This window comes from Bacillus sp. BD59S (genome assembly GCF_007363175.1).
GTDB classification, from domain to species: Bacteria; Bacillota; Bacilli; order Bacillales; family Bacillaceae_G; genus Bacillus_A; species Bacillus_A pacificus.
Window position 1 is genome coordinate 1433322 of sequence record NZ_CP034686.1, and the last position, 13799, is coordinate 1447120.

Sequence of the window (13799 nt, forward strand, 5' to 3'; positions counted from 1 at the left end):
TTTTGTGTAACGGAGGAGTTTTTTCATGGATAAGAAAATCGAAGTCTTATCAACGACGCGTATTAAATATTCATCTGACTTGTATAAAATCGTTGATAGTTTGAATCGTACGTTAAAAGAGCAGGACCTCATGTTCGGATTAGCATTAGACGAAAAAGATAAAGAAACAGCTGTATTTACGATTTACAGAACGTAGTGATACAATGAAAAAGTGGATCTTTGCAATCGTTATCGTAATCGTTGCTAGCGGAATATATGGGGCGTATGTTTATAATAAAGCAATGGAAAAGAAAATCCCTAAAGAGGCAAAATCTGTAGAAATTGCAAAAGAAAAAGCAAAGCTTGTAAAAGTAAAATCTGTGGATTATTATAACGGAGAATCTTCATATACAGTCGTACAAGGTACAGATGAAAAAGGAGAACAACTTATCGTTTGGGTGCCTGAGAAAAAAGGGGAAACTATAGTAAGGAAAAAGAGTGAAGGTATTTCTGAAAAAGAGGCTTTACAAAGAACGATTGAACAAGTCGGAGATGACAGTAAAGAGCACAAAAGTAAGCCTAAAGAAATTTTAAAAGTAAAATTAGGCTTTGAAAACAATATACCATTATGGGAAGTTACATATATTGATGATGAAAATCGTTATAGTTATTACTATCTTGCATTTAAAGATGGTCAGTTTTTACGACGATACAGCATTGAAAAATAGATGTAGGGGGAACTACAAATGAAATTAGCAAAGCGAGTAGCTGCTTTAACACCATCTGCAACTCTAGAAATTACAGCAAAGGCACAAGCATTAAAAGCAGAAGGCCACGATGTAATTGGATTAGGGGCAGGAGAACCTGACTTTAATACGCCAGAACATATTATGGATGCTGCACATAAAGCGATGTTAGAAGGACATACGAAGTATACACCAACAGGTGGGTTACAATCGTTAAAACAAGAAATTGTGAAGAAGTTTACTCGCGATCAAGGAATTGCGTATGATCCGTCTGAAATTATTGTATGTAACGGCGCAAAGCATGCATTATATACATTATTCCAAGTGTTACTTGATGAAGGTGATGAAGTTATCATCCCGACACCTTACTGGGTAAGTTATCCGGAACAAGTAAAGCTTGCTGGTGGTAAGCCAGTTTATGTAGAAGGCCTTGAAGATAATGAATACAAAATTACAGCGAAGCAGCTGCGTGAGGCAATTACAGAGAAAACGAAAGCAGTTATTATTAATTCACCGAGCAATCCAACAGGAATGATTTACAGCAAAGAAGAATTACAACAGCTTGGAGAAGTATGTTTAGAACACGATATTTTAATCGTTTCAGATGAAATTTATGAGAAATTAATTTATGGTGGAGCAGAATATACTTCGGTTGCCCAGCTTTCTAATGCATTAAAAGAACAAACACTTATTATTAATGGTGTATCTAAATCTCATTCTATGACAGGATGGCGTATTGGATATGCAGCAGGAAATAAGCAGCTTATTAAAGCGATGACGAACTTAGCGAGTCATAGTACGTCAAACCCTACTTCAATCGCTCAATACGGCGCAATCGCGGCATATGCAGGCTCACAAGAACCTGTAGAAACAATGCGTCAAGCATTTGAAGAGAGATTAAACATTATTTATGATAAATTAATTCAGATCCCTGGCTTTACTTGCATTAAACCACAAGGTGCATTTTACTTATTCCCTAATGTAAAAGAAGCAGTAGCTTTATCAGGATACGAAACTGTTGATGATTGGGCAAAAGCTCTATTAGAAGAGGAAAAAGTAGCTCTTGTACCAGGTACAGGATTTGGTGCTCCAAATAACGTTCGTTTATCATATGCAACATCTCTTGAACAAGTGGAGAAAGCATTAGAACGTATTCATACGTTTATGAAAAGTAAAGTGCAAGCTTAATTGTATATTTTATTAATGTAATACAAAAAAACCTTCCTACATGATAGGGAGGTTTTTTTGACGAATTGTGGCAAAAAGAAATAGCGAAAGGTGTGTTATACTAGAGAGCGAGGTGTTTGGTGATGAAAAAGAAAATGATGTTACAGTGGTTTGAGCAGGGAAGCATTGCAATTCCAAAATTACTTATGATGCATTATAAAAAATTAGGGTTAAATGAAACGGAATTTATGGTTGTACTTCATGTACATACATTTTTAGAGTCGGGCAATTCGTTTCCGACTCCGTCAGAGATTTCAGAACGGATGACGATTACCGAAATGAAATGTATGGAAGTCATTCAGGCATTGATTCAAAAAGGTTTTTTATCACTAGAAGGTGGACAAAAATCAGAAGCGATGATGTGTGAAAGTTATTCTTTACAACCGCTATGGGAAAAAATATTGCATTTCTTAATGAATGAATCAATAGAGGAAGAACAAAAAGAAATAAAGCAACTGCAAGTAAATTTATATACAGTATTTGAAAAAGAATTTGGAAGACCACTCTCTCCATTTGAATGTGAAACGTTGGGAATGTGGGAAGATCAAGATCAACATCATCCGAATTTAATTCAAGCGGCCCTCAGGGAAGCTGTAATGAGTGGTAAGCTTAATTTCCGATATATTGATCGTATTTTATTTGAATGGAAAAAGAATGGTATTAAAACAGTAGACCAAGCCCAAAACCAAGGACGAAAATTTAGAGCAAATCAACAAAGAACGCAGCAAACAACAAAACAAGAGACGAAATTTACTGGAAAAGTGCCTTTTTATAATTGGTTGGAGCAGTAATGTAGGAGGAAGTATATGTTAAATAAAACGCAAATTCGCTATTGTTTGGACACAATGGCGGATATGTATCCAGAAGCACATTGTGAATTAATTCATGATAATCCGTTTGAACTAGTAATAGCGGTGGCGTTATCTGCACAATGTACAGATGCACTTGTAAATAAAGTGACGAAAAATTTATTTCAAAAATATAAAACACCAGAAGATTATTTAAGTGTTTCGCTAGAAGAATTACAACAAGATATACGTTCTATTGGTTTGTATAGAAATAAAGCAAAAAACATTCAAAAATTGTGCCAGATGTTACTGGATGATTATAACGGAAAAGTTCCAGAAGACCGTGACGAGTTGACGAACTTGCCAGGAGTAGGGAGAAAAACAGCAAATGTAGTTGTTTCGGTAGCGTTTGGTATTCCGGCAATTGCTGTTGATACGCATGTAGAGAGAGTGAGTAAACGGTTAGCGATTTGTAGATGGAAAGATTCGGTGTTAGAAGTAGAAAAGACATTAATGAAGAAAATTCCGATGGATGAATGGAGCGTTACACATCACCGTATGATTTTCTTTGGACGTTATCACTGTAAAGCACAGCGACCACAATGTGAGGAGTGCCCTTTACTAGAAGTATGTCGTGAAGGAAAGAAGCGAATGAAGGGGAAATAAAGGATGGAGCGAGTGATAGAAATACCGAAAGAATTTCGATGCTTACCATTTTTTAAAGAAAGTAAAAATTCGATTGTGTATTATACAGAACAGTCTTTTGAAGAAACAATACAAAATACTTATTTTATATATGATATGGAAAGACAATATGAGCCGTGGAATGAAATTGAAAATAGTATTCCAGTATTATTGAATGTATGGAAAAGTAAGCATGAAGACATTGCGACACTTTTTCGAAACAGAAATAAGCAAGAAGCTGAAGGGCCAATGATTCTTTTTGCAGCACATTTGTTATCAATTGTATATTGGCTAAATGAACAACCTGTTTATAGTTTGAACGAAATGGAAGATTTCACGAGTAAATTGGAAGTACAACCAGTTAATTTTATGGAGAGATATTTGTTCATTATAAAGAAACCGAATAATTATCATTCTTATATTCAGTTAGCGCAGTTGTATATTGAAATAGAAAAGTTATATGTAAAGAAAATGATAACAAAAAAGAAGTCCTTTTCTCGTTAAGAGAAAAGGACTTCTTTTTTGTATTAAGACTCTGTTGTAACAACATTTCCGTCTGCGTGTGGTGTATCTTCGCCGGTATTGTGTTGTTGCTCTTGTTGTTTCTTAGCTTCTTCTTCAGCTTTTTTTCTAGCTTCCTCATCAGCTTTCTTTTGAGCCTCTTCTTGCTGTTTACGTTGTTGCTCTTGTTGTTTTTTAGCTTCTTCTTCAGCTTTTTTTCTAGCTTCCTCATCAGCTTTTTTTTGAGCTTCTTCTTGTTGTTTACGTTGTTGTTCTTGTTGTTTCTTAGCTTCTTCTTCAGCTTTTTTAGTAGCTTCTTCTTGTTTTAATTTATCTTCATTGGCCTTTTTCTGAGCTTCCTCATCAGCTTTTTTCTTAGCTTCTTCTTCAGCCTTCTTCTTAGCAGCCTCATCTTCAGCTTTCTTCGCGTCTGGAGTTCCTCCAGGCGCAGTGAAGGATGCACCAACGGCAGGGCTTGTTCCAGTACCTTTTTTCGCTACTACAGAGAAGCTGTAAGTAACGCCTGGTTTAATACCACCAAGAGTAGCTGTCGTACCTTTTATTGATAAACTACCACTTGAACCGTCAGTCGCTTTATAGCTTGCGGCATACGCATCAACTTCTGCTGGTCCAGACCAGTTTAGTGTAACTGTGCTAGCGCCATCAAAAGTGACATTAAGACCACTAGGTGCATCTACTTTAATTTGTTTCACTGCATCTTTTTTAGCGCCTTTTACGTACAATTCACCATTTAATTCTTGTACAGAAGAAGGGCGTTCGAAACGAGTTTTATCTGTAGCGAATTTACTCATCATTACTTGGAACATTTGCTGTGCAATTCTAGTATAACGATCACTAATGTAGTTTTCTGGGCCATTTTTTTCGTAACCAGTCCATACTGCCATTGTATATTGCGGTGTATATCCAGCGAACCAGCTATCTCTGTTTGCATCAGCTGGTATACCATATTCTTTTATAACGTCTTCATCAAAGTTTTGTGTTCCTGTTTTACCGGCAACATCAACACCTGAAACGTATGCTGTTGGACCAGTACCGCCAGAACCAGGTCTTACTACGTCACGAAGAACGTCAGTAACCATGTAAGCTGTGTAGTCTTGCATCGCACGTTGCTCTTTCGGTTTAAAACTTTTCTTTTTCCCATCTGGGAAGATAACTTCTTTTACGAAGTGCGGTTTATTGTAGTTCCCACCATTACCAAAGGCTGCATATGCACCTGCTACTTGTAATGGTGAACTATCGTTACTACCAATTGCTGTTGATTCAAATGTTTTGCCGTCTTTAAATGTCATACCTAAACCTTCAGCAAACGCTTGTGACTTAGGAAGACCAACCGCTTGGGCTGTTTTTAAAGCTGGGATGTTTAATGACTTTTTCAAAGCTTCACGTAGTGAAACGTCACCTTTGTAACTATTTGTTGCATTTCGTATTTTTTTACCATTGGAATACGTATATTCTGAGTCATTTAATTGATGGTATGTAGACCATTGTAAATTTTCAATTGCTGGTCCGTAGTCGAAAATTGGTTTCATTGTTGAACCGACTTGGCGTTTTAAATCAGTCGCCATATTATGACCTTTGAAAGTAGACTTACTTTCTTTACGCCCAGCTCCAATTGCACGAACTTCTCCAGATTGTGTATCCATAAATACGAATGATCCTTGGAATTGATCGTTCGGATACTTAATAAGATTGCCATCCATAATTTTTTCAGCATAATCTTGAGCATCTTGATCAAGTGTTGTATGAATCGTCAAACCATCTGAACCAATATTTACATCAGGATATTCTTTTTCAACTTCTTTTACAACCGCATCTAAAAATGCTTGATACTTCATCTCAGTTATTTCGGAAGACGGTTGAAGACCCTCTGTTACTGGGATTTTAACTGCGTTATTCATTTCTTCTTTTGTTATATAACCATGCCGATTCATTAATGACAATACGACATTACGACGATTTGTTGCTCGTTCAACATTTTCCTTTTTGGTTGGATCATAAATGTTTGGACCTTGGGGTAAACCAGCGAGCATAGCAGCTTCATGTAATTGCAAGTCTTTTAAATCTTTACCATAATATTTTTGCGCTGCTGTCGCAATACCATATGAACGGTTACCTAAATTAATCTTATTTAAGTACATTTCTAAAATCTCATGTTTAGAGTATTGTTGCTCTAATTTGTAAGATAGGTACCATTCTTGTACTTTTCTCTTTGCAGTTTTGTCCATCGTTAGAAAATAGTTTTTGACTACCTGTTGTGTAATCGTACTACCACCTTGAGATCCGAAACCTCCAGTGACATTTTCCATAACTGCTTTTGTAGTTCGTTTAAAATCAATTCCATTATGATCATAGAAACGTGAGTCCTCAGTTGCAAGGAATGCATTTTCAACTACTTTTGGAATTTGATCATACGTAACGTGGGTTCGTTTTTCAGCACCGTATTCATAGAAAAAGTTCCCATCTTTATCAAGAAACTTTGTTGATAAAGGATTGACGAGTTTTGATTTGTCTAATTTTGGAGCGTCCTTCACCATAACAAAGAAAGCGGAAACGCCAGCTACAAGACCAACGATACCAAGAAGTAGACAACCTATAAGGAATTTTTTAAAAAAGGAGCCTTTTTTCTTTGGTTTTTTCTCTGTATTTGTTTCTTGCTTTTGATTTTTTACATGATTTCGTTCTGTACGAGAACGATAATTATCTGACATTATACTTTCTCCTACCTTTCATTCTCTCCCCAAAAGTCGAAAAAAGAGCCTTAGTGATGACTCTATCACGAAAAATAAACCGTGTCTAGTACACGGATATAATCAATCCGAGGGTGATAACCGCATGATAATAAAGATCCATGCTCTACTATTTCTTCTTTCGTAATCGATTTTCGTCCACCAGTATTTTGACGATTCCAAAATGCAATAATATGTTTTGCATCTAATAAATAAAGTTCATCAAAAAGTGTAAATTTAATAATAACAAATGCAATTCCATTATGAGCGATTACTTGCTTCATATGCTCAATTTGATGAAGGTGGAAGTTTTGAAGTGGAAAACTCGTTTTATTTTTTGTTTCTTTCGCTTCAAAATCGATGTATTTCCCTTTATATACACCGTTGTAATCTGTTGTAGAAGGTTGTTTAAAATACGCTTCTTTTACCACTGCAGCACTTCGAGCGGGGTAATCTACTTTTACAATTTGAAGAGGTGTAGGTTTTTTATGTACACATGCAATATTATGGGTTAAGTAATATTCATTTGTTTCATTCAATTCCTCTTCAAGGGACATACCTCTGTTACTATAAGTATGTTTTTTAATTGGTGTTTTATGAGGTTGTGAAGCTTGATTGTACCGTTTTCCATTTGGGTAACGAATGGTCATAGTGTGTCCACTCCCAACTTGCTAAGAATTACTTACAAAGGTGATTATAACAAAAAATGAAAAAAGATGTGACCTTTTTGAAGAAAGGTATGATGACTTATTCATGTTTACATGGAATGATTATGAAAAAATTAAACAATATCGTAAAAATACGGTCTGTACAGAGGAAGAAAAAATAATGGTTTACAACATGAAGAGGGAAATAGAAATAGCTAATATGGACAACATTTCTCGAACGCATTGTTATCAAGAATATTATGTAAGAAATAGTGAAATTAGGTGGGCTTTTTTAGCGAGTATGGTCTCGAGAAATGCAGGATGGAATATGACTGATTTACAAGGGAGGTATTATGCTACTGTTTTACCTCAAACAGTAAAAAAACATTTGTTTTTGACTTATGAAGAAGCGAATTGGATTATTTTTTTAGATGTATTTCCTCAGCTGTTGTTATATGAAGAAAGTAAGAGGAGGCAGGTGCCACTATTCCATTTGTTACAATATTTCAACGTATCCATTTTTATGGAAAAAGAATGGATATATTTTTGGGAGAAAAAAGATATAAATAGACTTATGACAGCGCTTATTATAAATGAACAAAATAAAATTCAAAAACCAATTATTGAGAATACATATTTTAAAAAACATGTATTTCATACAGCACTTTTTAAATTGCAAGAAATGCTTCATGTTAGTGCTGTTATTTTTCCAACCGTTGAAGGGAAGATGTATGGTTTTTCAGTTTATCAATTTGAAACGTTACAGAAGCGTATAGAACTAGGAAAGAAATTAGCAGCGTTACTGTTTCATCCGAATTACAAAAGTTTATTCCATAGGTTTGCATTGCAAACGATACACACAGGATCAAGAGCAGATTATGAATGTTATGTAAGAGAAGCTAGAAAATCTTGTACACCAGCTCTTAGAGAAGTTTATCCTGTTGTTGCACATGATGAAATAAGTATGAGAGATTGGTTTTGTAGAGATACGGAAATAAATGAACTATTTTTACCAGAAGAGTATAAGGGTGAAGTCGATATAACAGAATGGTATAAAAGAAAGAGGGAGCAAATCTATATTGCTTCCACCGTAAATCGTTTTGTTAAAAGGATAGAAGAGTTCGTGATATAATAAAAAAGAAGTCCTGTCTTCATTTATGAAGACAGGACTTCTTAATGTGAAGTAACCCTGCTACGAGTAAAAATTCAATCTCAAAACGTAATGAACATAAGAGATTAAGGATACTTCAGAAATTAGCTTTTTATAAAAGTGCTAAAGTTCACTTTATGTAGCAGGGAAGTTTGGACCATCTAATTTTGGATTTCCAGTTTCGGGTTTATTTTGTTTGTTTTGTTTGTTTTGTTTTTTCTTTTTTTCGTTTTTGTTCTTTGTCATTTTCATGCACCTCCTTTTTGTATTGTTACCATTTCTATAAATGACATACAAAATGATTTCTTTGACGAATAACAACTAGTTTTGTCATGTGGGCAGGAGTGAAGAATCATTCGGCGAAATTACATGACAAAGGAAAAGCAAAGAAGGAGGCGTTTTGTATATGGCGATGGTTCAGAAGGAAGATGTAATGAAAACAATGGATCAAATGTTAAGTTCTCTCGATTTGCTGGAAATGAATATAGGGATTAGAATGAATCATGCATTAAAGGATAAGAGTGAAAAAATATGCAACAAGATAGAAATAACAGAAATGCATATTGAGCATATGGAAAATAAATTAGTGCATCACGAAGAAAAAGGGAATTGGGTGAAGGCATTTCAAAACGTCGTAGTGAGTGCATAATAAGGTGGGAATAAAATGAAGTATGAAGCATTAATACAGTCTTCGGAAAAACTTATGCAACATAATAATGAAGCAAATGTGAAAAAAAGAGAAATGATTGAATACGATTTTTATAAGGATATGAAACCGTTTGTAGATATGGTAGATGAGGAATTAAAAGTGTGGAAAGAATTAGCTTATGAATGGATTAAGGAAGAAAAACCGAAGTATATACATGTACAGCAAATTGATCAAGTGTACGATAATTTACAAACAAATGTGTTGCAATGTTTTGTAAATAAAGGTAAAGGTAAGCGATTCTTTGAAACGCATCAAGCCATTTCGTATACTTTGCAAAATATAATTGAGCAATGTAAGTAACAAGAGGGGAAACCCTCTTGTTTTTTATGCTTCTGTCATTGTTGTAGGCTTTGTTGCACCGTTTATTTCTAATTCTTTTATTAATGTTCGGTAATCTGAAATGCATATTTTTCCTTCGAGATACCAATGTCTCGCAAAGTCTAACAATTCATTTACATTCTCTGTGTAATACCCCTTTTTTTGAGAAAACGCTTGTTTTAAATCCCCTAATACCATGTTGATTCCTCCCCCATGAGAATCTTCTTCTTCATTATCATAGCATGGAAGGGTTTTCTTTTATAATTTTTTAAAAATTGAAACTTCCGACAAAAATAGACAGATACTTCGTCACACAAATTATTTTACAAGTACATATTATATATGTAGAAACTTATGAGAAGGAGGAGAGAATGCATGTTTCAACAATCTAACGTATATCAGCAATCTAATCCATATGCACAGCAAAATATGTACCAATATAATACGGATACATATTTACGTTATAATATGTATCCTTTCGAGCCTCATTATGGAAATCAAAATTATTACCAGCCATTTGAAGTGTCGTTTATGAATCAACCGCAACAACCTTATATGAATCAACAACCGCAGCAGCCCTATATGGATCAACAACAGCAACCTTATATGAATTCGCAATACTATATGCCACCACCATCTCCCTATAATCAACAAGCGATGTTTTATCCACCAAAACAACCGTATCCGACACAAAATAAACAAAAGCAACAGCAACAACCAAGTCAATTTTCTAGTTTTGTTTCCCAATTTAAAAATTCAGATGGTAACTATGATGTAAATAAAATGATGAATACAGCTGGACAAATGATGAATGCGATGAATCAAGTAACAGGCATTGTAAAGCAAGTGGGAGGTTTTTTTGGTAAGTAATTTTGGAGGGTTGTCTATAAAAAACATTGTATATGAAATAAAGGACTAGACAAATTTCCTTAGAATAAATGGGTATATATAACAAGCGGCTTACCCTCTTTTCTCATACTGTAAAGTGTAATCAGATTTTTTTTATGAGAGAGGAGAGAAAAACTATGCATCATTGTCATCCTTGCTTTGGAGGGCATAAGCCTACAGGACCTATTTGTACAACGGCTCCTGTCATTCATCCGACGAAACAATGCGTAACACATTCTTTTTCAACAACGGTGGTGCCACACATTTTCCCAACGCATACAACACATGTACACCATCAACAAATTAAAAACCAAAACTTCTTCCCACAAACAAACTCAAATGTAAATGTTGTGGACCCAATCGACCCAGGATTCGGCGGATGTGGACCATGTGGCCATGGTCATCATCATCACCACCACGGTCATCAAATATCCCCATTCGGACCAGGACCGAATGTATCACCGTTTGGACCAGGACCAAATGTATCACCAATAGGTCCGAATATTGGACCAAACGTTGGTGGAATATTTAAAAAGTAAATGATATGTTAGAACTAGCGAAATGCTAGTTCTTTTTTTGTAATTGGAGTGTTGATATGAAAGTTATTGCAGTAACAGGCTATAAGCCATTTGAACTTGGAATATTTAAAAATGATCATCCAGGAGTAGAATGTATAAAAAAGGCGCTACGTCGTAAATTAACTGCTTTTGTAGAAGATGGTTTAGAGTGGGTTATAATAAGTGGCCAGTTAGGTGTAGAATTATGGGCTGCTGAAGTTGTTTTTGAAATACAAGTAGAATATCCAGATTTAAAATTAGCGGTATTTACTCCATTTTTAGAACAAGAAGAAGGTTGGAAGGAAGATAACCGTGAATATTACGAATTTATTCTCTCTCAAGCAGACCATGTTGATAGTATCACGAAACGGAAGTACGAAAGCCCAGAGCAATTTAAATTAAAAAATCAATTTTTTATTGAAAAAAGTGATGCACTTTTAGCTGTATATGATGAAGAAAAACCAGGGAGTCCTAAATACATTGTAGAAGCGGCAAAGAAAAAAGGAGAAATAGAAAATTATCACAGTTATTTCATTCTTTTTTCCGATTTACAAGATATAATAGAAGAGGAACAGTGGAATAATGCTGAGTAATATGTAATATAGTACTCGTATATATGATTGACAAAAAGCATTGTTTCTGAAAAAATTTAGTTAATGAAAGTTTTGGCAAAAATTTGAGGTGAAGAAAATGATTTCGGATAAAATTAAATTAACGGCGAAAGATATTTTAGAAAAAGAATTTAAAACAGGTATGAGAGGTTATCAACAAGAAGAAGTAGACAAGTTTCTTGATATGATCATTAAAGATTATGAAGCTTTTCACAAGGAATTTGAGCAATTAAAGCAACAAAATGCTCGTTTAAAGCGTGAACTAGAAGAACAAAAGCTAGCAGCAACGCAAGTTCCACAACAACCAGTTGTACAAACACCAGTTGCACAACCGGTATATAACAACACAAATACGGACATTTTAAAACGTCTATCCAATTTAGAAAAAGCTGTATTTGGAAGTAAGTTATACGAATAATTTCTGGTGATAAAAAGGTTAAAGCATTTTACATAGAAAAAAACATTGCAAAATCTTTTTGTTTCCACTATACTAATGGATGTCATAACGTTTGGGTAATCGCTGCAACGCCAACGTTGTAGAGGAAAGTCCATGCTCGCACGGCCTGAGATGGCTGTAGTGTTCGTGCCTAGCCAATTCATAAGCTAGGGTATTCTGGCTGTAAGGCTGGTTTAACGGCAGGGAAAAAACCTAAGTCCTTTCGGATATGGTTTGACTACCTTTAAAGTGCCACAGTGACGAAGTCCTTGAAGAAATGATAGGAGTGGAACGAGGTAAACCCCACGAGCGAGAAACCCAAATAATGGTAGGGGAATCTTTTCCAAGGAAATGAACGATGGGAAAGGACAGGTTGTATAACCTGTAGATAGATGATTGCCACCGGAGTACGAGGCGTGGGCCGTTTGCAGTACAAAGGAACAGAACATGGCTTACAGAACGTTATGAACCAACTATGAAATAACTCAGCTCTCCTTTGTTAGAGGAGGGCTTTTTATTTGTATGAAGTTATAAATTATGAGTTAAAATGGTTAATGAGAAAATTCTTCGTAAAATGTAATAATTAATAGGATAAATGGCTATTAATTATTGTTTGAATATACATAAGAGGTGAATGCAAATGGGAAAAGTTACTTTAATCGCAACAGCGGCAATGGGTATTGAAGCTTTAGTTGCCCGAGAAGTTCGTGATCTTGGTTATGAATGCCAAGTAGAAAACAGCAAAGTAACATTTGAAGCAGATGAAAAGGCGATTTGTCGCACGAATTTATGGTTACGTACTGCGGACCGTGTGAAAATTAAAGTTGGCGAATTTAAAGCGACAACATTTGATGAGCTGTTTGAGAAAACGAAAGCATTAAACTGGGGAGATTATATTCCAGAAAACGGTGAGTTCCCTGTTATCGGTAAATCTTTAAAATCTGAGTTATTCAGTGTTTCGGATTGCCAACGTATCGTTAAAAAGGCTGTCGTTGAAAAATTAAAAACAACATATAAACGTACAACTTGGTTTGAAGAAGATGGCCCGTTATTCCGTATTGAGATTGCAATGTTAAAAGATATCGCAACATTAACAATTGATGCAAGCGGTGTTGGGCTTCATAAACGTGGATACCGTGTGGATCAAGGGGAAGCGCCATTAAAAGAAACATTGGCTGCGTCTTTAATTAAGTTAACAAACTGGAAGCCAGATCGTCCTTTCGTAGATCCTTTCTGTGGATCAGGTACAATACCGATTGAAGCAGCATTAATTGGACAAAATATCGCACCAGGATTTAACCGTGGTTTTGCATCAGATGAGTGGGGCTGGGTAGGTAAACAAAACTGGCGTGAAGCTCGTCAAGAAGCTGAAGATTTAGCGAATTATGATCAACGACTGCAAATCATTGGATCAGATATCGATCATCGTATGATCCGAGTTGCTCAAGATAATGCAGAAGAAGTAGGTTTAGGCGATTTAATTACATTTAAACAAATGCAAGTAAAAGATTTCACAACAAAAGAGGATTATGGCTATGTTGTAACGAATCCTCCATACGGAGAACGTTTAAGTGAAAAAGCACTTGTTGAACAACTGTATAAAGAAATGGGACAAGTATTCCGTCCATTAGACACATGGTCGGCGTATGTATTAACAAGTTACGAAGCGTTTGAGAAGTGCTACGGAAAAGATGCATCGAAGAAACGTAAACTGTTTAACGGATTTATCCGTACAGATTACTACCAATACTTCGGAAAACGTCCACCTCGTAATTCATAGTATAAAACTCCTCCAGCGCGCATATACTGGC

At 35.4% G+C, this 13799-nt stretch carries 18 protein-coding genes and 1 other RNA gene; 15 read left to right on the forward strand and 4 right to left on the reverse strand.

Translation table 11 applies throughout. The features are described 5' to 3' along the window. The first annotated feature begins 25 nt into the window (after window positions 1-25). The 6 genes from EKQ63_RS09390 to EKQ63_RS09415 all read left to right on the forward strand — a co-directional run bounded on the left by EKQ63_RS09390 (window position 26) and on the right by EKQ63_RS09415 (window position 3928). Window positions 26-196, forward strand: coding sequence for a YpmA family protein (locus EKQ63_RS09390; protein WP_000358352.1), 171 nt, complete (start codon window positions 26-28; stop codon window positions 194-196). 7 nt (window positions 197-203) lie between these two features. After that, complete coding sequence (locus EKQ63_RS09395) at window positions 204-707, forward strand: cell wall elongation regulator TseB-like domain-containing protein (protein ID WP_014893172.1); 504 nt, start codon at window positions 204-206, stop codon at window positions 705-707. 18 nt (window positions 708-725) lie between these two features. Continuing rightward, complete coding sequence (aspB, locus tag EKQ63_RS09400; RefSeq protein ID WP_087951872.1) at window positions 726-1913, forward strand: aspartate transaminase AspB; 1188 nt, start codon at window positions 726-728, stop codon at window positions 1911-1913. A gap of 122 nt (window positions 1914-2035) precedes the next feature. Continuing rightward, window positions 2036-2743, forward strand: a complete 708-nt coding sequence (gene dnaD / locus EKQ63_RS09405; RefSeq protein WP_000728540.1) for a DNA replication protein DnaD — start codon at window positions 2036-2038, stop codon at window positions 2741-2743. 15 nt (window positions 2744-2758) lie between these two features. Further along, window positions 2759-3406 carry an endonuclease III gene (gene nth, locus EKQ63_RS09410; protein WP_087994413.1) on the forward strand — a complete coding sequence of 216 codons (648 nt, stop codon included), beginning with the start codon at window positions 2759-2761 and terminating at the stop codon, window positions 3404-3406. Between the two features lie 3 nt (window positions 3407-3409). Beyond that, window positions 3410-3928, forward strand: a complete 519-nt coding sequence (locus tag EKQ63_RS09415; RefSeq protein WP_087951874.1) for a YpoC family protein — start codon at window positions 3410-3412, stop codon at window positions 3926-3928. 23 nt (window positions 3929-3951) lie between these two features. Here EKQ63_RS09415 and EKQ63_RS09420 read toward each other — a convergent pair whose 3' ends face one another. Next, on the reverse strand, window positions 3952-6654 hold the full coding sequence (locus EKQ63_RS09420) for a PBP1A family penicillin-binding protein (RefSeq protein ID WP_087994412.1): 2703 nt from the start codon (window positions 6652-6654) through the stop codon (window positions 3952-3954). Window positions 6655-6719: 65 nt separating this feature from the next. Then, window positions 6720-7322 carry a Holliday junction resolvase RecU gene (recU, locus tag EKQ63_RS09425; protein ID WP_000155593.1) on the reverse strand — a complete coding sequence of 201 codons (603 nt, stop codon included), beginning with the start codon at window positions 7320-7322 and terminating at the stop codon, window positions 6720-6722. Between the two features lie 103 nt (window positions 7323-7425). On the opposite strand from recU, the gene EKQ63_RS09430 reads away from it, so the two are divergent. Next, the gene (locus EKQ63_RS09430; protein ID WP_143880980.1) at window positions 7426-8451 is read left to right on the forward strand and encodes a DUF2515 domain-containing protein; all 1026 of its coding nucleotides are present in this window, start codon (window positions 7426-7428) and stop codon (window positions 8449-8451) included. A 153-nt stretch (window positions 8452-8604) separates the two neighbouring features. Here the strand turns inward: EKQ63_RS09430 and EKQ63_RS30165 are convergent, their stop codons facing one another. Beyond that, window positions 8605-8790 (reverse strand): phage portal protein, encoded by a 186-nt coding sequence (locus EKQ63_RS30165; protein ID WP_087994411.1) that lies wholly within the window; start codon window positions 8788-8790, stop codon window positions 8605-8607. An 85-nt stretch (window positions 8791-8875) separates the two neighbouring features. Here EKQ63_RS30165 and EKQ63_RS09435 point away from each other — a divergent pair, with 85 nt between their 5' ends. Next, window positions 8876-9118 (forward strand): hypothetical protein, encoded by a 243-nt coding sequence (locus tag EKQ63_RS09435; RefSeq protein WP_001252039.1) that lies wholly within the window; start codon window positions 8876-8878, stop codon window positions 9116-9118. A 15-nt stretch (window positions 9119-9133) separates the two neighbouring features. Beyond that, window positions 9134-9478, forward strand: a complete 345-nt coding sequence (locus EKQ63_RS09440) for a YppE family protein (protein ID WP_000872959.1) — start codon at window positions 9134-9136, stop codon at window positions 9476-9478. A gap of 24 nt (window positions 9479-9502) precedes the next feature. Here EKQ63_RS09440 and EKQ63_RS09445 read toward each other — a convergent pair whose 3' ends face one another. Continuing rightward, window positions 9503-9694, reverse strand: coding sequence for a YppF family protein (locus tag EKQ63_RS09445; protein ID WP_000242661.1), 192 nt, complete (start codon window positions 9692-9694; stop codon window positions 9503-9505). Between the two features lie 177 nt (window positions 9695-9871). On the opposite strand from EKQ63_RS09445, the gene EKQ63_RS09450 reads away from it, so the two are divergent. From EKQ63_RS09450 to EKQ63_RS09475, 6 genes are all read left to right on the forward strand, one after another. After that, the gene (locus tag EKQ63_RS09450; RefSeq protein WP_048551627.1) at window positions 9872-10366 is read left to right on the forward strand and encodes a YppG family protein; all 495 of its coding nucleotides are present in this window, start codon (window positions 9872-9874) and stop codon (window positions 10364-10366) included. Window positions 10367-10521: 155 nt separating this feature from the next. Further along, window positions 10522-10923 (forward strand): spore coat protein, encoded by a 402-nt coding sequence (locus tag EKQ63_RS09455; RefSeq protein WP_087951877.1) that lies wholly within the window; start codon window positions 10522-10524, stop codon window positions 10921-10923. A gap of 56 nt (window positions 10924-10979) precedes the next feature. Continuing rightward, window positions 10980-11534 (forward strand): SLOG family protein, encoded by a 555-nt coding sequence (locus tag EKQ63_RS09460; RefSeq protein WP_000862921.1) that lies wholly within the window; start codon window positions 10980-10982, stop codon window positions 11532-11534. Window positions 11535-11631: 97 nt separating this feature from the next. Then, a complete protein-coding gene (gpsB, locus tag EKQ63_RS09465) occupies window positions 11632-11970 on the forward strand; it encodes a cell division regulator GpsB (RefSeq protein WP_000622430.1) in 339 nt (112 codons plus the stop codon). Window positions 11971-12057: 87 nt separating this feature from the next. Beyond that, window positions 12058-12448: RNase P RNA component class B (rnpB, locus tag EKQ63_RS09470), an RNA gene on the forward strand. Window positions 12449-12628: 180 nt separating this feature from the next. Then, complete coding sequence (locus EKQ63_RS09475) at window positions 12629-13768, forward strand: THUMP domain-containing class I SAM-dependent RNA methyltransferase (RefSeq protein ID WP_087951878.1); 1140 nt, start codon at window positions 12629-12631, stop codon at window positions 13766-13768. Window positions 13769-13799 lie beyond the last annotated feature (31 nt).

Excerpts from the sequence above, each read along its gene's own strand:
- EKQ63_RS09440 (WP_000872959.1), top strand. The coding sequence starts at position 9,134 with ATGAAGTATGAAGCATTAATACAGTCTTCGGAAAAACTTATGCAACAT.
- EKQ63_RS09455 (WP_087951877.1), top strand. The coding sequence starts at position 10,522 with ATGCATCATTGTCATCCTTGCTTTGGAGGGCATAAGCCTACAGGACCT.
- EKQ63_RS09460 (WP_000862921.1), top strand. The coding sequence starts at position 10,980 with ATGAAAGTTATTGCAGTAACAGGCTATAAGCCATTTGAACTTGGAATA.
- gpsB (WP_000622430.1), top strand. The coding sequence starts at position 11,632 with ATGATTTCGGATAAAATTAAATTAACGGCGAAAGATATTTTAGAAAAA.
- aspB (WP_087951872.1), top strand. The coding sequence starts at position 726 with ATGAAATTAGCAAAGCGAGTAGCTGCTTTAACACCATCTGCAACTCTA.
- dnaD (WP_000728540.1), top strand. The coding sequence starts at position 2,036 with ATGAAAAAGAAAATGATGTTACAGTGGTTTGAGCAGGGAAGCATTGCA.
- EKQ63_RS09435 (WP_001252039.1), top strand. The coding sequence starts at position 8,876 with ATGGCGATGGTTCAGAAGGAAGATGTAATGAAAACAATGGATCAAATG.
- EKQ63_RS09415 (WP_087951874.1), top strand. The coding sequence starts at position 3,410 with ATGGAGCGAGTGATAGAAATACCGAAAGAATTTCGATGCTTACCATTT.
- EKQ63_RS09395 (WP_014893172.1), top strand. The coding sequence starts at position 204 with ATGAAAAAGTGGATCTTTGCAATCGTTATCGTAATCGTTGCTAGCGGA.
- EKQ63_RS09430 (WP_143880980.1), top strand. The coding sequence starts at position 7,426 with ATGTTTACATGGAATGATTATGAAAAAATTAAACAATATCGTAAAAAT.
- recU (WP_000155593.1), bottom strand. The coding sequence starts at position 7,322 with ATGACCATTCGTTACCCAAATGGAAAACGGTACAATCAAGCTTCACAA.
- EKQ63_RS09445 (WP_000242661.1), bottom strand. The coding sequence starts at position 9,694 with ATGGTATTAGGGGATTTAAAACAAGCGTTTTCTCAAAAAAAGGGGTAT.
- EKQ63_RS09390 (WP_000358352.1), top strand. The coding sequence starts at position 26 with ATGGATAAGAAAATCGAAGTCTTATCAACGACGCGTATTAAATATTCA.
- EKQ63_RS09420 (WP_087994412.1), bottom strand. The coding sequence starts at position 6,654 with ATGTCAGATAATTATCGTTCTCGTACAGAACGAAATCATGTAAAAAAT.
- nth (WP_087994413.1), top strand. The coding sequence starts at position 2,759 with ATGTTAAATAAAACGCAAATTCGCTATTGTTTGGACACAATGGCGGAT.
- EKQ63_RS09475 (WP_087951878.1), top strand. The coding sequence starts at position 12,629 with ATGGGAAAAGTTACTTTAATCGCAACAGCGGCAATGGGTATTGAAGCT.
- EKQ63_RS09450 (WP_048551627.1), top strand. The coding sequence starts at position 9,872 with ATGTTTCAACAATCTAACGTATATCAGCAATCTAATCCATATGCACAG.